Source organism: Bradyrhizobium septentrionale, assembly GCF_011516645.4.
GTDB classification, from domain to species: Bacteria; Pseudomonadota; Alphaproteobacteria; order Rhizobiales; family Xanthobacteraceae; genus Bradyrhizobium; species Bradyrhizobium septentrionale.
On record NZ_CP088285.1, the window covers coordinates 2,702,211 to 2,722,291 of the forward strand.

Genomic DNA, 20,081 nt, shown 5'->3' on the forward strand with positions numbered 1-20,081 from the left:
AATCCGGCCTAACCGCTGGCCGTTCATCGTCCTGCCGAATTGTTCGGTGCACACTTTTCTTTCCTTCCTGCCCAGACTTTCCGCCCGGGGACTCCAAGATCATGACAAACCTTCGTCTCGTGCTGCTTGCCACGACTGCGCTGACGGTGATGCAATTCGCCACCTCAGCGTCGCACGCCCAAACCTCGCCGCTGGTCGTCGCACAGGCGCAGCCAAAGGAAGAAACCGGACCTGACGGAAAGCCAAAGCCACGGCCCGCGCCGGGTGCTCCTGCACATCCGGCACCGCCCGCAGCCGCGCCGCATCCGCAGGCACCACCTCCGGCAGCTGCGCCGCCTGCGCGTCCCGCGCCGCCGCCGGCCGCGGCGCCCGCGAAGCCGACCCCGCCACCGCCGCCACCGGCCGCTGCTCCGGCACGCCCGACGCCGCCACCTCCGCCCGCCGCTGCACCTGCGCGCCCCACGCCGCCACCGCCCGCGGCAGCGCCTGCTCGCCCCGCACCGCCCGCCGCGCCCGCACGGCCGGAGCCGCCCGCGGCTGCACCGGCGAAGCCGACGCCACCGCCGCCTGCCGCAGCACCGCAGCGTCCGGCGACGCCTCCGCCGCCTCCACCCCCGGCTGCGCATACGCCGCCGACGCCGGCACCGGGCGCAACTCCGGCAGCACGCCCCGCGACGCCGCCGCCTCCCGCGGCAGCAACGCCCGCCCCCGCAACGCCGGCAGCTCCGACGACGGCTCCCGCCGAACGCCGGCCTGGTGATCGTCCGGGTGGTGAACGTCCCGGCGGTGAACGTCCTGGCGCCAAGCAACCGCCGGGCACGCCGCCCGCCGCGACATCTCCGGCAACGCCCGCGCCTTCAGCGACGACGCCTCCCGCAGCGGGACAGCCGCCGGCACGACCGGCCACTCCGCCCGCCGCGGCACCCGGCGCGACCCCGACGCCGGGTCAGCAAGGACGTCCGGGTACACCGCCCGGAACGCCGGCGACCCCAGGCGCCGCAATGGGCGCGCCCGGCGCAACGCCGACGCCAGCGGCGCCGGGTCAGCAGGGACGTCCGGCCACTCCGCCCGGAACGCCGGCGACCCCAGGCGCCGCAATGGGCGCGCCCGGCGCTGCACCCGGAGCAGCTCCTGGAGCAGCACCGGCTCCGGGTCAGCCGGGACGCCCAGGCACGCCGCCAGCTGCTGGTGCTGCGCCCGCCGTGCCGCCCGCCGCGGGAGCCGCCATGGGCGCGCCAGCGGCGCGTCCAGCCGGCCCCTCGGCGCCGGCTGTTGTCCCCGGCTCGGCGGCCGCAACCCCGCCGCCCGGCCAGGCGCAATACGCCCCACCGACGGTTTCCTCGGCCTTCCGGACCGCGCCGACCGTCGCAGCACCGCTGCCGCCGCCGCCGCGGCATGACAATCTGAGGCCGCTCGCGATCGGCGCCGCAGTCGGTGCCGGCGTGGTGGCCGGCGCCGTCATCGGTGCGACCATCGCCGACCTGCACGGCCAACGGCAGGAAGTCGTCGAAGGCGGCCGCACCATCTACACGGAGCCGGACCGCATCATCATCCGCGATCCGGGCGGACAGGCCTATGTCCGCGGCGACGACAATTATCGCTTCCGCTATGGGGCCCGCGACATCCGCACCGAGACGGTCGGCGGCGAGACCCGCACCGTCGTGATCCGTCCCGACGGCAGCGAGATCATCACGGTGGTCGGTCCCGACGGGCAGATGCTGCGCCGGATCCGCAGGGATCAGGGTGGCCGCGAGCTCGTCATCATCGACAACTCCTATCGCGATCCGGCCGCGGTCGGCGGCTTCTATGTCGACCTGCCGCCGCCGGTGGTCCGCATCCCCTATGATCGCTACATCGTCGAGTCCGACAGCGCGGCGCCGGATGTGATCTACCAGACCATGGAGGCCCCGCCGGTGGACCGGATCGCGCGGCGCTATTCGCTCGACGAAATCCGCTACAGCCCGAACGTGCGCATGTTGATGCCCTCGATCGACGTCAACAGCATCAACTTCGACTCAGGGTCCTGGCAGATTCCCCCGGATCAGGCGGCCAAGCTGCAGGCGATCGCCGACGGCCTAAACCGGGCGATCCAGCGCAATCCGCGCGAGGTGTTCCTGATCGAGGGCCACACCGATGCGACCGGCAACGACACCGACAATCTGTCGCTGTCCGACCGCCGTGCGCAATCCGCGGCCGAGCTGCTGACGCAGCAGTTCGGCGTGCCGGCCGAGAACCTGACCTCGCAGGGCTACGGCTCGCAATATCTGAAGGAGCAGACCGACGGACCGAGCCGCATCAACCGGCGCGTCACCGTCCGCCGCATCACCCCGCTGCTCAACGGCGGCACCGCCTCCGCCGCACCGCCGCCGCGCTGAGCCGGCGAGACATCGCGATACGAAATGGCCGGGAGCGATCCCGGCCATTTTATTTTGGTGCAGCGATTGTGAGGGGCACTGAAGCGAGCAACGGGCTCCGCCTTACCTCGCCCCGCCTGCGGGGAGAGGTCGGAACGCATCGCCAGATGCGTTCCGAGTGAGGGGGTACAGGTCTATCCGCGCGCGGTGCTGCCGGAGAGAGCCCTCACCCCACCCCTCTCCCCGCAAGAGCGGGGCGAGGGAGCGGACCGTCAATGCGGCGAACGCGCGTCCGTCACCGCGCCATCTGCTGCGGATCGTAGAAGAAGCGCTCCTCGACCAGCTCCTCGCCGCGCCAGGTCTGCCAGGCGACCTCTTCCATGCTGCGGACCTTGCCGTCCTTGGCCGTGAACTCGAACCGCCAGCAGATCGCCGAATGATCGCCGTCGAGCAGCAGCGGCCCGAGCCGCGTCGTCTTCACGCCGGCAACAGCGGCCAGCACCGCCGCCTCGCGCGCCGCCAGCGCCTCGCGGCCGACGCGCCATTCGCCGTCATTCTCCTGGGTGCGGGCGTCGGCTGAATAGAAATTCCGGATCGCGCCGACATGGTCGTTGGACTCGACCGTGTCAGCGAAGGCTTGCAGCGTCTTGAGCGAGGGCATCACGGCATCTCCATTTACCGACTTATGGTCGGTATTTATCGACTGAGAGTCGGTAAGTCAACTGGCGCCGACACGGAACCTGCGCTAGAGATGCGCCATGGCAACCCAGGCCGAGCGGCGCGAAAAGACCAGAGCCTCGATCATCAAGGCGGCGCGGCGCATGTTTGGCGAGCGCGGCTTTGCGGCGGCGACGATGGACGACATCGCCACTGGGGCGCGCGTCGCCAAGGGCGCGGTCTACCATCACTTCGCCACCAAGGAGTCGGTGTTCGAGGCGGTGTTCGAGCAGGTGTCGCTCGACCTCGTCTCCGATCTCGACCGCATCTCGCGCGCCGAGAACGACCCGCTCGCTGCGATGGCGGCAGGGACGCAGGGTTATTTCGCGGCGTGCTCGAAGGGCCCGACCGGCCAGATCATTTTGCGCGATGGCCCCGCCGTGCTCGGCTGGGAGCGCTGGCGCGAGATCGATGCCAAGCATTTCGGCGGAAAATTTCCGCGCGCGCTGGCCGCTGCAATGGACGCCGGCGTGATCGCCAGGCAACCAATCGAGCCCTTGGCGCGGCTGTTGCTCGGCGCGGTGACGGAAGCCGCGGTTGCGGTGTCAGCGGGTCCCGACATCGGCAAGACCGGCACGGACTACGCGCGGGCGTTTCGCTCGCTGCTCGATGCGCTGAGGGTGAAGTGAATTGTAGGGTGGACCAAGCGAAGCTTGCACGACGATCTCATGGTTCCGTCATCCTGAGGAGCGCGTAGCGCGTCTCGAAGGATCGACGGCCACCAGCCGGGCCGCGCATCCTTCGAGACGCCGCTGCGCGGCTCCTCAGGATGACGGAGATGGATTGCTTCTTCGCCGGGTCGCGCTTCGCTTGCCCGGGACGACACTGAATTTGTGTCTACCGCTCGCGATCTCAGTCCTTGTCGTTCTCGAGCTGAAAGATCTGCGAGCCTTCGCCGCTCGAGAGCAGACCGGTCTTGTTGTACAGCCCGAGCTTGGCACGGGTGTCGGCGATGTCGAGGTTGCGCATCGTCAGCTGGCCGATGCGGTCGGCCGGCGTGAAGGCGGCGTCCTCGACCTTCTCCATGCTGAGCCGCTCCGGCGCATAGGTCAGGTTCGGGCTCTCGGTATTGAGGATCGAGTAGTCGTTGCCGCGGCGCAGCTCGAGCGTCACCTCGCCGCTGACGGCGCGCGCCACCCAGCGCTGCGCGGTCTCGCGCAGCATCAAGGCCTGCGAATCGAACCAGCGGCCCTGATACAGCAGGCGGCCGAGCCGCATGCCGCTGATGCGGTACTGCTCGATCGTGTCCTCGTTGTGGATGCCGGTGACCAGCCGCTCGTAGGCGATGTGCAGCAGCGCCATGCCCGGCGCCTCGTAGATGCCGCGGCTCTTGGCCTCGATGATCCGGTTCTCGATCTGGTCGCTCATGCCGAGGCCATGGCGGCCGCCGATCACGTTGGCCTCGAGGAACAGCGCGACCGGATCGGCGAACGTCTTGCCGTTCAGCGCGACCGGCTGGCCCTCCTCGAAGCGCACCACGACCTTCTCAGCCTTCACATCGCAGTCGGCGCGCCAGAACGGCACGCCCATGATCGGGTTGACGATAGTGATGCCGCTCGAAAGACTTTCGAGATCCTTGGCTTCATGCGTCGCGCCGAGCAGATTGCTGTCGGTCGAATAGGCCTTCTCCGCGCTCATCTTGTAGGCGAAGCCTTGCGCGGTCATGAAGGCCGACATTTCGGCGCGGCCGCCGAGCTCGTCGATGAACTGCTGGTCGAGCCAGGGCTTGTAGATCCGCAACGACGGATTGGTCAGCAGGCCGTAGCGGTAGAAGCGCTCGATGTCGTTGCCCTTGAAGGTCGAGCCGTCGCCCCAGATGTTGACGCCGTCCTCCTGCATCGCCGCGACCAGCATGGTGCCGGTCACCGCGCGGCCGAGCGGGGTGGTGTTGAAATAGGTGATGCCGCCGGTCGAGATGTGAAATGCGCCGGACTGGATTGCGGCGATGCCCTCATGGACCAGCTGGGTGCGGCAATCGACCAGGCGGGCCTTCTCGGCGCCGAAATCCATCGCCTTGCGCGGGATCGCGTCGTAGTCGGCCTCGTCGGGCTGGCCCAGATTGGCGGTGTAGGCGAAGACCTTGGCGCCCTTCAGCTTCATCCAGAGCAGCGCCGCTGACGTGTCGAGCCCGCCCGAGAACGCGATGCCGACTTTCTCGCCGGTGGGCAGGCTTTTCAGAATCGTGCTCATGGAACGGTCCAATCGGTCGAAAATGGGTGGTGTTTGGCAGGCCGAATATCAAATTTCGGAAGGCGGGGCACGCCTTTAATCAGGCCTCACGCTCGCTGGGCTCTGCCTTGCCCCGGCGCCACCGCTGCATCCACCGGTAGCCCGGCATCGCGAGCCGGGTCAGCGCCGCATCGACCGCCTCGTCGGTCAGCCGGGTCGAGGCCCAGCGGTAGATCAGGGCATAGAACAGCCAGACCACCAGAAAGGACACCAGGCCCGCGATCGCGACGTCGGTGAAAAAGTGCCCGCCAAAGGCCATTCGCAAGCCGCTGGTGACGATGCCGAACACGGTAGCCCCGGCAAACGCCAGCGGCCGCCAGGCGGGCGGCGTCAGCGCCGCCGGCGCATAGGTCCAGAACGCGGTGGCGCCCTCGCCGGAGAAGAACGAGCAATTGCGCGGGCAGCCGCCGCGCGGGTCCCACCACGGCATGAATGGCAGGTCGCCGCCGAACTGCGTCACGAACACCGGCCGCGGCCGGCCCCAATAATTCTTGAAGGTCAGGTTGGTGAGGACGCCGGCCGAGAGCAGCATCGTGGTGAGCAGGAACACCGCGGCGCGGCCCGACATCAGCATCGGCCGCTCCGGGCGGATGAATTTCCAGACGATGGTCACGATCGCCGGCAGCACCAGCGCCCACGCGATCCACATCGCCGCATCGCGCGCGAACGACGCCACCGCATCGATCTTCAGCGGAAAGGTGTTTTGCGCGGCATCGTAGAACAAGGCCGCCAGCTTCAGGTCGAGTTCGGGATAGGCCCCAAACAGGATCCCGATGATGAGCGCGAGCGCCAGCGCGATAAAGAGTCCGGTCCGGTTCATGGCGCGCGGTTTAGCCGAGGCGGCGAGGCATGGGAAGCATCACGGCTGCCGCGATTGCGACGGCAATGGCGGAGGCGGCGGCAAGGGACGCGAGCGCTCGCGCCAGGCACCGGCGCTGCGGCCGGCGATCAGCCAGTAGACCAGGCCGGCGACGATGCCGGCGCCGGTCATGATCTCCATGTGCCGGCGCACGATGCCTTGGAAATGCATCGTATCGGGATCGAACGGAACCAGGCCGAGATAGCAGGCCGCGCCGACGATCGCGCCGCCGACGGCATAAGCCAGCACGCTCCTGATGAAGAAGGCCTCGGTCAGCAGCACCACGATCAGCGCGGGCAGCAGCGCAAAGCCGGAGATGAAGATGAAGCCGAAGCCGAGCACGATGTTCACAGCGCTCTGGTCGATCTGGCCGCCGAAATCGCTGATCTCGGGATACAGCACCGCAACGACCACGATGATGCCCGCCACGAAGCAGGCCATCAGGAAGCCGAAGGCGACGACGAACAGGCGGCCGATCAAGGCCATCTGATTAGTCCGTCATCGCCATCGCGCGCAGCGCCTGGCGCTCGCGGGCCGAGAGCTTTTCGGTCTCCGACTTGAGCTGGCCGCAGGCGGCGAGGATGTCGCGGCCGCGCGGCGTGCGCACCGGCGAGGAGTAGCCGGCGTTGAAGATGTATTCGGAGAATTTTTCGATCTGCTCCCAGTCCGAGCACTCGTAGGCGGTGCCCGGCCACGGATTGAACGGGATCAGATTGATCTTCGCCGGAATGCCCTTGAGCAGCTTGACCAGCAGCTTGGCGTCATCGAGCGAATCGTTGACGCCCTTGAGCATCACATATTCGAAGGTGATGCGCCGCGCATTGGACGCGCCGGGATAGTCGCGGCAGGCCTGCAAGAGCTCCTTGATCGGATATTTGCGGTTCAGCGGCACCAGCTCGTTGCGTAATTCGTCGCGCACCGCATGCAAGGAGATCGCGAGCATCACGCCGATCTCCTCACCGGTGCGCTGGATGTTCGGCACCACGCCCGAGGTCGACAGGGTAATGCGGCGGCGGGAAATGCCGATGCCTTCATTGTCGCCGACGATCAACAGCGCATCGCGCACCGCGTCGAAATTGTAGAGCGGCTCGCCCATCCCCATCATCACGATATTGGTGACGCGGCGCGTGCCGTCTTCCCGGTCGGCCCAATCATTCAGCCGGTCGCGCGCCACCATCACCTGGCCGACGATCTCGCCGGCGGTGAGGTTGCGCACCAGCCGCTGCGTACCGGTGTGGCAGAACGAGCAGTTCAGCGTGCAGCCGACCTGCGAGGAAACGCACAGCGTGCCGCGATCGGTCTCGGGGATGTAGACGCACTCGACCTCGTGCGGCCGCTCGAGCTTGTCGCCGCTCGGCAGCCGCAGCAGCCATTTGCGGGTGCCGTCGTTGGAGATCTGCTCGGCGACCACCTCGGGACGGTCGACGGTAAAATGCTTCTCGAGCTCGGCGCGCATGTCCTTCGAGACGTTGGTCATCTCGGCAAAGTTCTTGGCGCCGCGGAAATACATCCAGTTCCAGAGCTGCTGGGTGCGCATCTTGCGCTGCGACGGCGAAACCCCGATCTCGCCCAGGCGATCGGCGATCTCGGCGCGCGACAGCCCGATCAGCGACGGCTTCGCCGGCGGCACATAGATCTCGAGCGGAACCTTTTCGAGCGGCGCATGGGCGCCGGGCACAGCATTGGTGGACTGGATGTCGGTCATGAAACCTCAAATAGGCCTTCCAGCCGGCGCTGGAAAGCCACCAAATACCTCGAATTTGCCTTTCTGAGCCGGTCTTAGCGCCGGCAATCCTGCCCCAGCCGGTCAAGCGCCTGCGCCAGGCCCTTCAGTGCGAAGGTATCGATCGTCTCGGTACCCTTGGCCGAGACGGCTTTTACCGTCACCTCGGCCGATTTGCGCATGGCTTCCACCATCCGCTCCTCCTCGGCCGCATTCTTGATCCAGAGGCCATCGCCCTGCGTGTACATCGCGTAAGTGCCGCCGCCGACCTGGAGCGTCGATTCCGAGCCCGGCTTCACCGTGTAGCCGATCATGACCGAGACTTCGTTGACGACCTTCTCGGCCGGACGGGTCGAGATGAAGGCATAGGCCGGATCGCGCGGCCGGTTCGGCGGGCTGGTCTTCGAAGACGACGGCTTGGCGAGCGCAAAGCACACCTTCTTGCCGTTGGGCGACGCCGTGTAGGCGCCCCAGGTGCCGAACTGGCCGATCAACGTCGGCTCGGCGCCACCGGCCGCAGCCGCGGCAGGCGACGGCTTGGCTGCGTCCTTGGCCGTATCCTTGGCCGCATCCTTTTTGGGCGCTGCCTGCGCCGGCGCAAGCGAGATGATCCCGCACACCAGGCTACAGGCAACCAATGATGTCAGTATTTGCCGCACGGCCAACTGGTTCCCTCATCATTGTGACTGGAAGATGGCCCGGCGATTCCCCTCCGCCGGCTCGGATGGATAACCGGGAAACGCCTTTTTGGGAAGGCAGTTACGCCTGCACGCGCGCGTCAGCCGCAGCCGCATCGCGCGTCCATCCTTTTCTTAGCGCTTGCTCGGTGCTTGTTGTCGATCGTCAGCCCTTGGCGCGCGCCGCGCGCTGCTTCTCCCACTGCGCGTCAGTCCATTGCAGCAGGTCCTCGGCACCGGAACTGCGCAGGTGCGCGCCGCCGTCCTGCACCACCATCTCGCCATTGATGTAGCCGGCCTGATCGGAGATCAGGAAGCTCGCGAGATTGGCCAGTTCGGAATGCTCGCCGGAACGGCCGAGCGGATTGCGAAGCGCCCAGCTCTCGCCGCGCCCTTCGGGACGCAATTGCCCCGTTGCGCCAGCCGTCGGAAACGATCCGGGCGCGATCGCGACGGTGCGAATGCCCTTCGGCCCCCATTCCACCGCAAGGCTCCTGGTCATCGCCAGCACCGCGGTCTTGGCCATCGAGGACGGCACGGTGAAGGCGCGGCCGGTGATGGTCGAAGTCGAGAGGATCGAGAGCACCACGCCCTTGTGCTTGCCTTCGATCCAGCGGCGGCCGGCGGCGAGCGTGCAATACAGCGTGCCGTGCAATGTCGGACCGAGGATCGCGTCCGCCGCACGGAATGACAGATGTTCGCTCTGCGCAATAAAGGTTGCGGCAGCATTGTTGACGAGAACGTCGATCGGCGCGTCCTGCCACAGCTGATCCATCATCGCTTCGACCGCCGCGCCGTCGCGGATATCGCAGCGCGCGGTGGAGACCTTCGCACCGAGTTCACTGCGGAATTTGGCTGCGGTTTCCTCCAGCAGTTCCTGCCGGCGTCCGCAGATGATCAATTCGGCGCCGAGTTCGGCAAAGCGGCGGCCCATCGCCGCGCCCAGGCCGGAGCCGCCGCCGGTGATCAGAATGCGCTTTTTCGCTAGCAGGCCTTTTTCAAACATAGTTTGATCCCTCCGCATTGTATTGTCGCTCCGCCGCAAATCCGGCATGAAGCTTTCAGGTCTTTTTGCGTCCGAAACTCAGGTGTGTCCATGAAAGCCATCCTCTGCTCGCAATACTGTCAACCCGACGATCTCGTGCTGGCCGACGTGCCCGATCCGGTGGCCGGTCCGGGCGAAGCCGTGATCGCGATCAAGGCGGCGGCGCTGAACTTCTTCGACATCCTGATGATCCAGGGCAAGTACCAGATCAAGCCGCCGTTCCCGTTCTCGCCGGCCGCCGAAGTTGCTGGCGTGATCGAGAGCGTCGGCGCTGGTGTCACTGATCTCAAGGTTGGCGACCGCGTCGTCGCGTCGTGCGGCCACAACGGCGCGCGCGACAAGATCGCGCTGCCGGCGAATTCGATCGTGAAGATTCCCGACAATCTCGATTACGACCGCGCCGCCGGCATCATCATCATCTACGGCACTGCGCTGCATGCGCTGGAAGACCGCGCCAGCCCGAAGCCGGGCGAGACGCTCGCGGTGCTCGGCGCCGCCGGCGGCACCGGACTTGCCGCGTGCGAGCTCGGCAAGCTGATGGGCCTGAAGGTGATTGCCTGCGCGTCGTCGGACGAGAAGCTTGCATTCGCCAAGCAGCACGGCGCCGAGCTGACGTTGAACTACGCCAAGGAAGATCTCAAAGAGGGTCTGCGCAAGCTGACCGGCGGCAAGGGCGCCGACATCGTGTTCGATCCGGTCGGCGGCTCCTATGCCGAGGCGGCGCTGCGCTCGACCGCATGGGAAGGCCGCTTCCTGGTGATCGGCTTTGCCGCCGGCGACATTCCGAAGATCCCGCTCAACCTTGCGCTGTTGAAGGGCTGCGATATCCGCGGCGTGTTCTGGGGTGCCTGGGCGCGGCTCAATCCGGAGAAGAACCGCAAGAACCTCGAGAAGCTCGTGCAGTGGACCGCGGAAGGCAAGATCTCCTCGCATGTCGACCGCACCTTCCCGCTGTCGCAGACCGCAGAAGCGCTGAAGGTGCTCGCCGGCCGCAAGGCGATGGGCAAGGTGATCCTGCATCCGGGAAGTTGAGGACGGCGGATAACCGCGCGCGTCTCACTATCACCGTCATGCTGAGGAGGCCGCGGAGCGGCCGTCTCGAAGCACGACGGCCCCGGACCGGGCCGTGCATCCTTCGAGACGCGCTTCGCGCTCCTCAGGATGACGGGGGTCGAGAGACGATCCGTCTACCCCGCGCTTCAGCGCGGCGCGCGCAATCGTGAGCAAACCTTGTGAGTTTTCTCTGAATTGGCGCGCGCTGCCGCAATCAAACCCAAATTTCTCCCGATTCGAAGCGACCAAGGTCGCTTTTTGGGCCCAATCGCAAGGCGATTAAGAGTCCGTAACGGGCGCTCAGGGACCCCAACAAGAACAACAACCAGACACCAGAGATGCCCGATTGTTGCGTCATAGTATCGGGGAAGCATCATCATGGTGGGGAAGCCAACACACGTTCACGGCAGCGATCCGCCACGCGACGCGATCAACGCTGATATCAACGATCCTGAATTTGCACCTTATCGCTACCGGCGACCACATCGGGCAGCCATCGACATCGGCGCGGACGAACCCGCCCCGCTTTTTCTTTCAAGCCCAATCGACGACGCGGACTGGCACGGGCGCACCACGATTCCACGTTCGCGCCTCCGCACCGGCCTGCTGACAATTTCGGCCGTCGCACTTGTCGCGGCTGCGGTGGTCGGGCTGTGGTCCATCGGCAGCGTGCGCGACGCGGTCGTGAGCGCCAAGGCCGCGCTGGTCGGCGTCTCGCCGATCGAGGCCCGCGCGGAAATCGCGGAAGCGGTTCGCGCCGCGGCCACCGAGGTGTCGCCCGCCACTGCAAGCCCGCCGTCACGCGCGCAGATCGCGGCCGCCTATCAGGAAGCGATCAAGAGCGACGTCGTCGCGCGCGAAACGCCCGCGGCTGCGCCGATCGAGCCACCACCACCGGCGGCGCCACCGGCAAGACGCCTCGATCCGGATGACATCGCAGGCCTCCTGAAGCGGGCCAACAGCCTGCTTGCGATCGGCGACATCGTATCGGCGCGGCTGCTGCTCGAGCGGGCCGCAGATGCGCAGGACGCGGACGCGGCGCTGTTGCTGGCGCGCACCTACGATCCCGACGTGCTGGGGACCTTGGACAAACGGAGCATCACGCCCGATCCGGATGCAGCGCGCTTCTGGTATCGCAAGGCTGCCGAACTCGGCTCGCAGCCCGCACAGCAACGCCTCGCGCAATTGCAAAACTAGGCTCATCTCAGAATCAAGCTTTTCTCGAGGGACACATGCGACGCTTGTTTGGATTGGTACTATTCACAGGCATGATGATTTGCGGCCTGGCGGCACGGGCCGAGCAGACCGAATTCGACCCGGCCAAGGTCAGCGACAGCCTGAAGGCGATCTTTCAGTTCGGCTCGGTAAGCACCAAGCAGAGCCTCAACGCCAACACGGTCACACTGATCTCCGGCACGATCGGCGGCACCTATGTTCAGTTCGGCGCCGATCTCGCCTCCGTGCTCGACGACGGCAACAAGTTGCGCATTCTGCCGATCGTCGGGCGCGGCTCGGTGCAGAGCGTCGCCGACATCCTGTTTCTGCAGGGCGTCGATCTCGGCATCGTTCGGTCTGACACGCTCGAATATCTCGAGCGGAAGGGCATCGCGAAAGATATCAAGAAGCAATTCACCTACGTGACCAAGCTCTATAACGAAGAGATGCATGTGATCGCGTCGAAATCGATCCGCAATCTCAGGGACCTTGAGGGCAAGACCGTCAGCGTCGACCTTCCCAATGGCGGCACCTTCGTGACCGCGCTGACCGTGTTCGAGCGGCTCGGAATGAAGCCGAAGGTCGTCTATGTCGAGCAGCGCATCGCGCTGGAGAAATTGAAGGCCGGCGAAATCGACGCCGTGATCGTGTGTGGCGGCAAGCCTTACAAGTCCGTGAGCGGCTTCAAGGACGATCGGTTCCACCTGGTGACGGTCAACTACGAGAAGCCGTTGCAGGGCGACTATCTGCCCGCGAGCCTGTCGGCCAAGGACTATCCCAACCTGATTTCGGGAGAGGATCGCGTCGACACGATCGCCGTTCCTGCCGTGCTTGCGGCTTACAACTGGGCGCCCAACACCGAGCGCTACCACAAGCTGGCTAATTTCGTGGATGCCTTCTTCACGAAATTTCCGACGTTCCAGAATCCGCCGTTCCATCCGAAGTGGCGGGAGGTCTCTTTGTCGGCGCCGCTGCCGGGTTGGCAACGCCTGCCGGTGGCCCAGCAATGGCTCGACCGCCATGGCGTCGAAGCCGTCTCGCGCAGCCGTTTCGATGAATTCCTGAAGCAGAGCCCGGCGGCCGCACGTCTGCAGAGCGACGCCGACAAGGAGGCGCTGTTCAAGCAGTTCCAGGCGTGGGACGCGGAAAAAAATACGCGTTCCCAACTGCGCGCCGGTGAGAAACGGTAGCCTCCTGGGACCCGGATGGGGCGCAGCCTGATCCGGGGCCTCGTGCGTGAGCTGACGGTCTCACCCCGGATTACGCTGCGCTTCATCTGGGTCACAGGTCCGTCTTCTCCTTCCCCCTGAAAGGGGAAAGGTCGGGATGGGGGTCAGCCACAGGCGAAGCTGCAAGCGGAGAGATCAGATCCCCACCCGCTTTGCTCTGGCGAGCAAAGCGACCTCCCCTTTTCAAGGGGAGGTGAAGGAATCACCGGGTTACCCTGCGCTTCGCACTACGCCTGCGGCGCTCCCTCTTCCGGCACCCCGCGCTTCAGCGCGGCACGCGCGGCTTCGCGATGCTCTGATGTGATGTGGCTTGCCACCAGGCGGAGCGCGGTTGCGAGCACCGCGGCGTCATCGGTGAAGCCGAGGATGGGCAGCATGTCCGGCACGAAATCGAACGGCAGAATGAAATAGGCGATTGCGCCGAGCAGCGCCGCCTGCACATGGCGCGGCGTCTGCCGGTCGAAGGCACAGTAATAGGCCGCCAAGAGGTTCTCGGCGAAGGGCAGGTTCGCCACCACCTTCTTGAACTTGATCCAGAAGCGGCGGCGCACGCTTTCCGGGTCCTGCGCCAGCCGGTCGGCAGGCCCAAATCCCACACCGTGTTCGCTCGATGTCATCGCCGGGTTCCTCGACGCCGCGACAGTTGGGCGGCGGACGCTTCGAATCTGGGGATGTCGGCCAACCGGCGCAAGATTGCGGCTGGCTGGGTCAATTGACCCCAAGCTGCCGTGCGATCGCGTTCATGGCCTTGGCGAGGTCGATGTCGCGCTTGGTCACCCCGCCGACATCGTGGGTCGCCAGCACGACCTCGACCGTCTTGTAGACGTTCTTCCATTCAGGGTGATGGTCATTCTTCTCGGCGACCAAAGCGGCGCGGGCCATGAAGCCGAAGGCCTCGTTGAAGTCCTTGAAGACGAAGGTCTTTGCGATCGCCTCCCGCCCGGCCAGCTCCGACCAGCCGGCCAGTTCCCAAAGGGCGGCCTTCCTTGCTTCCGCTGACAGCCGTTCGACCATGGCAACCCTCCCGTTTGACGCCGACCTTAGCCTAGAGCCTATTCCGTTCCGATTGAATCGGAACGGGGCTCTAGATTCTTGTTTTGACGCGTTTTCTTCACGCGAACCGGTGTCCACTTCGCTGGAAAACGCTCTACCAACCGGCCTCCGGGTGGCATCCACGCCGAAAATAAGGCCAAAATCGCGTCCTATCGCCGCTGGTAACCATGAAGCAGATGTAACATCTGTATCCTCAGGAATTTGCTACAAATGTGGGATGTATGCGCGTTGGTAGTTTGCGAGATTGAGCCCCGACGATTGCGAGATCGATGACAGACGGCCCCGCCGGCATATCGCCCAAGCCGCTGCGTTCGGCAAAGCGGCGGCTGATGTTCGTCTTGATCGCGGGCGCGCTCGCCATCGTCGGCGCGCTGACCGCAGGTTATTATTTCGCGGTGCGCCCGGTGACGCTGCGGATCGCCGTCGGTCCCGCCAACAGCGATGACCTCAAGGTGGTTCAGGCGCTGGCGCAGGCCTTCAACAACCAGCAGCACACCCAGGTCAAGCTAAGACCGGTGCAGACCGACGGCGCCACCGCGAGCGCGCAGACGCTGGCCGACGGCAAGGCCGACCTCGCCATCATTCGCGGCGATCTCGAGGTGCCGAAGAATGCGCAGGCGGTCGCGGTGCTGCGCAAGAATGTCGTGGTGATGTGGGCCCCGCCGGCGGCAAAGGGCAAGGGCCGCAAGGCCGCGAAGATCACCAAGATCACGCAACTCGCCGGCCGCAAGATCGGCGTCGTCGGCCGCACCCCGGCCAATGTCAACCTGCTGAAGCTGATCCTGCAGCAGTATGGCGTCGACCCGATGAAGGTCGAGATCGTCCAGTTCCCGGCCAATGAGGCCGCGGACGCCATCAAGAACCTGAAGGCCGACGCCTATCTCGCCGTCGGTCCGGCCAACAGCAAGATCACGATCGATGCGATCACGGCGTCGATCAAGGATGGCGGCGAGCCGACCTTCCTGCCGATCGACGCCTCCGAGGCGATCGCGCAGAACCATCCGGCCTACGAGGCCGCGGAAATTCCCGCCGGCTCGCTCGGCTCGGCCGACCGGCCCGACGATGAGGTGAAGACGATCAGCTTCTCGCACCACATTGTCGCGCGAAAGGGCGTGTCGGACGCGACGGTCGCGGCATTCACGCGGCAATTGTTCGCGATCCGGCAGTCGCTCAAGAACGATTTTCCGCTCGCGGCCAAGATCGAGACGCCCGACACCGACAAGGACGCCACCATTCCGGTGCATCCCGGCGCGGCCGCCTTCGTCGACGGCGAGGAGAAGACCTTCCTCGACCGCTACAGCGACTACATCTGGTGGAGCCTGATGGCATTCTCGGCGATGGGCTCGGCCGGCGCGTGGTTCGCCGGCTACCTCAAGCAGGACGAGCGCAACACCAACACCTCGCAGCGCGAGCGTCTGCTGGAGATGCTGAAAACCGCGCGGCAAAGCGACTCCACCGAAGAACTCGACCAGATGCAGGCGGAAGCCGACGACATCCTGCGCCACACGCTCGACTGCTTCGAGCATGGTGCCATCGAGGAAGGCACGCTGACCGCCTTCAACATCGCGCTCGAGCAGTTCCACAACGCCGTCGCCGACCGCAAGGCGCTGCTGCTGAGCATGCCGCAGAATCTGCAGCGGACCGCGACGCAATTCAGGGCGGCGGGGACGGCGTAAAGCTTACGCGACCTCTACAAATCTTCATGAGTTTCCCTTCGCCTCTCCCGCTTGCGGGGGAGGCCGCCGCGCTCGGCAGCGCTCTTGCGCGCCGGAGCGCGGCGGGTGGGGGCTCCCTCCGCGATATGATTCGTGGAGAGAGCCCCCACCCCCAACCCTCCCCCGCAAGCGGGAGAGGGAGCCCGACATACGTGCTCACCTCACACTGTGCTTCCTCCTGTAATCTCTCCGTCATGGAATTTTTCTAGGTCTTGGCACGCGTGCGGCGCATTGTCGCTGTGACCTGAGGAGGCTCCCCATGACGATCCGGTTTTCGCGAAACCTCACCCGCCGACGCTTTCTCTCGACGGCGGCTGCGGCTGGCGCCGGTGTGATCGCGATGCCTTATCTGTCGCGCGCCGCCGATCGCCCTGTGATCACCCATGGCGTGCAATCCGGCGATGTCGGCGTTGACGGTGGCGTGGTGTGGGCGCGCGCGGACCGGCCGGCGCAGATGATGGTCGAGGTCGCCACCACTGAGTCGTTCAAGGATGCCCGTACGCTGCCGCCGATCGCGGCGCTGCCCGAGAGCGACTTCACCGCAAAAATGCTGCTGGAGAACCTGCCCTCCGGCCAGGACATCTTCTATCGCGTCCGCTTCCGCGACCTCGCCCATATCGACGTCGTGGGCGAGCCCGTGGTCGGCCGCTTCCGCACCGCGCCGAGCGACCGTCGCGACGTCTCCTTCGTGTGGGGCGGCGACGTCGCCGGCCAGGGCTGGGGCATCAACCCAGACGACGGCGGCATGATCACCTTCGCCGCGATGAAGAAGCACAATCCGGATTTCCTGCTGCACTCCGGCGACACCATCTACGCCGACGGAGTGATCCCTTCCGAGGTGAAGCTTCCTGACGGCAAGGTCTGGAAGAACGTCACGATTCCCGAAAAGGCCAAGGTCGCCGAGACGCTCGACGAGTACCGGGCCGCGCACAAATATAACTTCCTCGACAGCAATGTCCGCGCCTTCAATGCCGAGGTGCCGATCTTCGTGCAGTGGGACGACCACGAGGTGACCAACAAACTGGTCGCTGTCGAAGCAGCTGCCGGCGTCCTACAAGGAACGCGACATCACCGTGCTGGCCGCGCGCGCGGCAAAAGCCTTCCACGAAATGTATCCGATGCGCGAGAGCATCGTCGAGCCGGGCCGCGTCTATCGCACGCTGAGCTACGGTCCGCATCTCGACGTGTTCATGCTCGACGAGCGCAGCTATCGCGGCCCCAACGGTCCGAACCTGCAGGAGCAATACGGCCCCGACGCCTATTTCATCGGGCCGGACCAGATGGCCTGGCTGAAGCGCGCGCTGCTCAACTCGCGCGCCACCTGGAAGGTGATCGCCTCCGACATGCCGCTGTCGCTGATCGTCTATGACGATGCCGCCAACAAGAAGGGTTCGGAAGCGTTTGCGCAGGGCGACGGCCCGGCGCGCGGCCGCGAGCTCGAGATCGCCGACATCCTGCGCTTCATCAAGACGGCCGGCATCGTCAACACGGTGTGGCTGACCGCCGACGTGCACTACGCGGCCGCGCATTACTACAACCCGAACAAGGCGCAGTTCCAGGAGTTCGATCCGTTCTGGGAATTCGTCTCCGGCCCGCTGCATGCCGGCACGTTCGGTCCGAACGAGCTCGACAACACGTTTGGCCCCGAGGTGAAGTTCATCAAGGCGCCCGGCGAAGCCAACCAGAACCTGCCGCCGTCGGCCGGCATGCAGTTCTTTGGTCACGTCAGGATCGACGGCAAGAGCGGGCAGATGACGGTGAGCCTGCGCGACCGCGTTGACGCCGAGCTGTGGGCGATCACGCTCGACCCGAAGCCGGTGTAATCGGGTCGCAGCCGCGACGAAACCGCACTCCCTGCCCAGACGCGATTTGGCCGGGGATGGACGTCAGCGGCCTCTTCCGGTATCGACATCAGAGCCATTATGCTGGGGGCGCCCGAAGGGGGGCAGAGCATGAGGCGCTGCGAGTTGATTCGCGTGCTCGGTGGCATCGTCGCGGGGTTGCGGCCGCGCCGCCTGGCTGTCGTCGCGATTGCCGTGTTCGCGCTGTTGCCGATCGAGGTCAGCGATGCCGGCTGGCTGCCTGATCTTTTCAAGACTTCATCCAAGCACGCCAAATCGCCAAAGCGCGCGAAGTCGGCAAGGCAGTCGACAAGGCCGGCCAAATTGGCAAGGCACCGCGCTCAGCCGAAGCACCGCGCCACGCGGCTTGCCGCCCTTGGGCCGGTCGCCCTGCCGCCGTCCGTGCTCAAGCCGGCCGCAGCCAGATGCGATCCCTCGACATTCCGGATCGTTCTCGATGTGGGACATACCGCTGAATCGGAAGGCGCGATCAGCGCCCGGAATGTCACCGAGTTCGCCTTCAACCTGCGCCTTGCGCGGCTGATCGAGGAGAGGTTGAAGGCCGAAGGCTTTGCCGAGACCAGGCTGCTGCTGACCGAAGGCAGGGCCAGACCCAGCCTGTTCAAGCGGGTCGCCGCCGCCAACAATCTGCACGCGGATCTCCTGCTGTCGATCCACCATGATTCCGTGCCCAACAAGATGCTCGAGGAATGGGAATTCGAGGGTAAGAAGAGCCACTTCAGCGATCGCTTCAGCGGTTACTCCGTTTTCGTCTCCCGGGACAATCCGGAGTTCAAGACGAGCCTGCTGTTCGCCGAACTGGTCGCCAGGGAAATGAAGGCCCAGGGACTTCAGTATGCCGAGCAATACAGCCAGGCCATCATGGGGCGCTACCAGCACCCGCTGCTGAACAAGGAAACCGGCGTCTACAGCTATGACGAGCTGATCGTACTCCGAAAGACTTCGATGCCATCAGTCCTGCTGGAGGCGGGCTCGATCATCAACCGCGACGAAGAACTCAAGATGGACTCGCCCGAGCGCCGCAACATCATCAGCAGCGGCGTCGCTTCTGCCGTGAAGGAATTCTGCGAGCCGCGATGGGCCCTGCTCGGTCCGCTCTGATCGACCTGTGACGCCCCGAGCACGCGGCGAAACCGCAGTCCGATCGGCGCCAGCCGATGTCATCCCTGCTTGCCGGCCTCGATCTCCTTGAGCCTGGCAAGCGCCTGCTCGAACTTGGCGTTGAAGAGCCACATCGCATCGAGGATTTCGCGGAAGGTCGCAGAGGTTCTTGCCCTGTCGGCCCGGCCGAAGGCGAAGATGCTGTTGTTTCTCAAATATCCCATGATCCTGGGATCGGAAATTCTGTAGCCGACGAGGTTGCCTGACTGCAGCGCAGCCCTGGTCGGGGTGGGAATGATCTGGATGAGCTCAAAGAGCTTCATTTGATCGATCGGATCGGGCAGAGCTTTTGCGATCGCGGGGACCTGCGGGAAAATATCCGCGTGTGCGTTCATGAGCGCATCCCGCACCGCGGTCCAGTGATTGAACCTGTGATCGAGATTGCCAGCCCGCACTTCTTCCCTGTCGTCGCGACGGCTCAGTGCCGGATCGAGGGTTGCGATTGATCCCTTGATGGCTGACCATTTCCTTTGACCGTTGCGATCTTCGGACGGACCGCTCTGCAGGCTTCCCTTGTAGGTGTTCGACCGCGCATTGCCGGCATTTTGCTTGCCGTTCGTCTCGGCGAAGAAAAGCCCGAGACTGATACGGCCGGCGGCCGCGGCGTTCGCGGCATCCAGCCCCTTGGCTCGCGCGATCGCCGTCGCCAGGTCGACCACGTCCTTGAACGGCGTATCAGATCCTTGTGCGCTCGCGGGCGGCGCCTCCATCACGTCAAACAGCGCCCTGTACTCATCGAGCAGCGGCTCATTGTCGGCGTCAAAATAGGCTGGAGGAATACCGAATCTGTTGGGTCTGCCGATCCTGGACGGCAGCGCATCGGTGAGATCCTTGTATGCGCTCATCATCTCGACACGGGCAAGATAGAGGGCCTGGCCCGGCAGGTTGGGCAGCGGCTGCCTGGAATCGATCTGCGCGCGTCGCTGGCGCAGGATCGAGACGAAGTTCTTCACGGCATTGTCGTAGGTTTCGCGCGCGGCCGATTGCCCGTTCGTGAGGGCGACCGGCCCGGCGACGGCTGGAGACACCAGACCACCGATGACGGCCGAAGCCAGCGGCAGGACCGCACCGGCCACTGTTGCAACCGGCAGCGCGAGGAGCAGCCCGAGGGATAGCGCCGCTGCGGGCGCAGCGGCAGACGTCCTGATCGCCATGACAGCCTCCCGATGCCTGTGCGTTGCCGAATCCG

At 65.4% G+C, this 20,081-nt stretch carries 17 protein-coding genes and 1 pseudogene; 8 read left to right on the forward strand and 10 right to left on the reverse strand.

Translation table 11 applies throughout. From position 1 onward, the window contains the following. The first annotated feature begins 101 nt into the window (after positions 1-101). Entirely contained in the window at positions 102-2,375 is a 2,274-nt protein-coding gene (locus HAP48_RS14575; RefSeq protein WP_166213217.1) for an OmpA family protein, read from the forward strand. A 274-nt stretch (positions 2,376-2,649) separates the two neighbouring features. On the opposite strand, the gene HAP48_RS14580 is transcribed toward HAP48_RS14575, so the two are convergent. Continuing rightward, complete coding sequence (locus HAP48_RS14580; protein WP_166213216.1) at positions 2,650-3,015, reverse strand: nuclear transport factor 2 family protein; 366 nt, start codon at positions 3,013-3,015, stop codon at positions 2,650-2,652. A 97-nt stretch (positions 3,016-3,112) separates the two neighbouring features. On the opposite strand from HAP48_RS14580, the gene HAP48_RS14585 reads away from it, so the two are divergent. Then, on the forward strand, positions 3,113-3,700 hold the full coding sequence (locus HAP48_RS14585) for a TetR/AcrR family transcriptional regulator (RefSeq protein ID WP_166213215.1): 588 nt from the start codon (positions 3,113-3,115) through the stop codon (positions 3,698-3,700). A 223-nt stretch (positions 3,701-3,923) separates the two neighbouring features. On the opposite strand, the gene argG is transcribed toward HAP48_RS14585, so the two are convergent. The 6 genes from argG to HAP48_RS14615 all read right to left on the reverse strand — a co-directional run bounded on the left by argG (position 3,924) and on the right by HAP48_RS14615 (position 9,565). After that, positions 3,924-5,261: an argininosuccinate synthase gene (gene argG / locus HAP48_RS14590; protein WP_166213214.1), complete on the reverse strand. Its 1,338-nt coding sequence runs from the start codon at positions 5,259-5,261 to the stop codon at positions 3,924-3,926. A gap of 79 nt (positions 5,262-5,340) precedes the next feature. Continuing rightward, on the reverse strand, positions 5,341-6,120 hold the full coding sequence (locus tag HAP48_RS14595) for a phosphatase PAP2 family protein (protein ID WP_166213213.1): 780 nt from the start codon (positions 6,118-6,120) through the stop codon (positions 5,341-5,343). A 39-nt stretch (positions 6,121-6,159) separates the two neighbouring features. After that, positions 6,160-6,645 (reverse strand): hypothetical protein, encoded by a 486-nt coding sequence (locus HAP48_RS14600; protein WP_166213212.1) that lies wholly within the window; start codon positions 6,643-6,645, stop codon positions 6,160-6,162. A 4-nt stretch (positions 6,646-6,649) separates the two neighbouring features. Next, entirely contained in the window at positions 6,650-7,864 is a 1,215-nt protein-coding gene (gene rlmN / locus HAP48_RS14605; RefSeq protein ID WP_166213211.1) for a dual-specificity RNA methyltransferase RlmN, read from the reverse strand. Between the two features lie 74 nt (positions 7,865-7,938). Then, positions 7,939-8,547 carry an invasion associated locus B family protein gene (locus tag HAP48_RS14610; protein ID WP_166213210.1) on the reverse strand — a complete coding sequence of 203 codons (609 nt, stop codon included), beginning with the start codon at positions 8,545-8,547 and terminating at the stop codon, positions 7,939-7,941. 178 nt (positions 8,548-8,725) lie between these two features. After that, positions 8,726-9,565 (reverse strand): SDR family oxidoreductase, encoded by an 840-nt coding sequence (locus HAP48_RS14615; protein ID WP_166213209.1) that lies wholly within the window; start codon positions 9,563-9,565, stop codon positions 8,726-8,728. A gap of 90 nt (positions 9,566-9,655) precedes the next feature. Here HAP48_RS14615 and HAP48_RS14620 point away from each other — a divergent pair, with 90 nt between their 5' ends. From HAP48_RS14620 to HAP48_RS14630, 3 genes are all read left to right on the forward strand, one after another. After that, complete coding sequence (locus tag HAP48_RS14620; protein ID WP_166213208.1) at positions 9,656-10,636, forward strand: NADPH:quinone oxidoreductase family protein; 981 nt, start codon at positions 9,656-9,658, stop codon at positions 10,634-10,636. 399 nt (positions 10,637-11,035) lie between these two features. Continuing rightward, positions 11,036-11,854, forward strand: a complete 819-nt coding sequence (locus HAP48_RS14625) for a hypothetical protein (protein ID WP_051346280.1) — start codon at positions 11,036-11,038, stop codon at positions 11,852-11,854. Positions 11,855-11,889: 35 nt separating this feature from the next. After that, positions 11,890-13,062 (forward strand): TAXI family TRAP transporter solute-binding subunit, encoded by a 1,173-nt coding sequence (locus HAP48_RS14630; RefSeq protein ID WP_166213207.1) that lies wholly within the window; start codon positions 11,890-11,892, stop codon positions 13,060-13,062. Positions 13,063-13,328: 266 nt separating this feature from the next. Here the strand turns inward: HAP48_RS14630 and HAP48_RS14635 are convergent, their stop codons facing one another. Beyond that, positions 13,329-13,718, reverse strand: a complete 390-nt coding sequence (locus tag HAP48_RS14635; protein ID WP_166213206.1) for a YkvA family protein — start codon at positions 13,716-13,718, stop codon at positions 13,329-13,331. 91 nt (positions 13,719-13,809) lie between these two features. Beyond that, a complete protein-coding gene (locus HAP48_RS14640) occupies positions 13,810-14,115 on the reverse strand; it encodes a 4a-hydroxytetrahydrobiopterin dehydratase (protein WP_166213205.1) in 306 nt (101 codons plus the stop codon). A 308-nt stretch (positions 14,116-14,423) separates the two neighbouring features. On the opposite strand from HAP48_RS14640, the gene HAP48_RS14645 reads away from it, so the two are divergent. From HAP48_RS14645 to HAP48_RS14655, 3 genes and pseudogenes are all read left to right on the forward strand, one after another. After that, positions 14,424-15,830 carry a TAXI family TRAP transporter solute-binding subunit gene (locus HAP48_RS14645; protein ID WP_224497049.1) on the forward strand — a complete coding sequence of 469 codons (1,407 nt, stop codon included), beginning with the start codon at positions 14,424-14,426 and terminating at the stop codon, positions 15,828-15,830. A gap of 298 nt (positions 15,831-16,128) precedes the next feature. After that, a pseudogene (locus tag HAP48_RS14650) lies at positions 16,129-17,692 on the forward strand (alkaline phosphatase D family protein). A gap of 129 nt (positions 17,693-17,821) precedes the next feature. Continuing rightward, a complete protein-coding gene (locus HAP48_RS14655; RefSeq protein ID WP_224497050.1) occupies positions 17,822-18,832 on the forward strand; it encodes an N-acetylmuramoyl-L-alanine amidase family protein in 1,011 nt (336 codons plus the stop codon). Between the two features lie 59 nt (positions 18,833-18,891). On the opposite strand, the gene HAP48_RS14660 is transcribed toward HAP48_RS14655, so the two are convergent. After that, the gene (locus HAP48_RS14660; protein WP_166213204.1) at positions 18,892-20,046 is read right to left on the reverse strand and encodes a hypothetical protein; all 1,155 of its coding nucleotides are present in this window, start codon (positions 20,044-20,046) and stop codon (positions 18,892-18,894) included. Positions 20,047-20,081 lie beyond the last annotated feature (35 nt).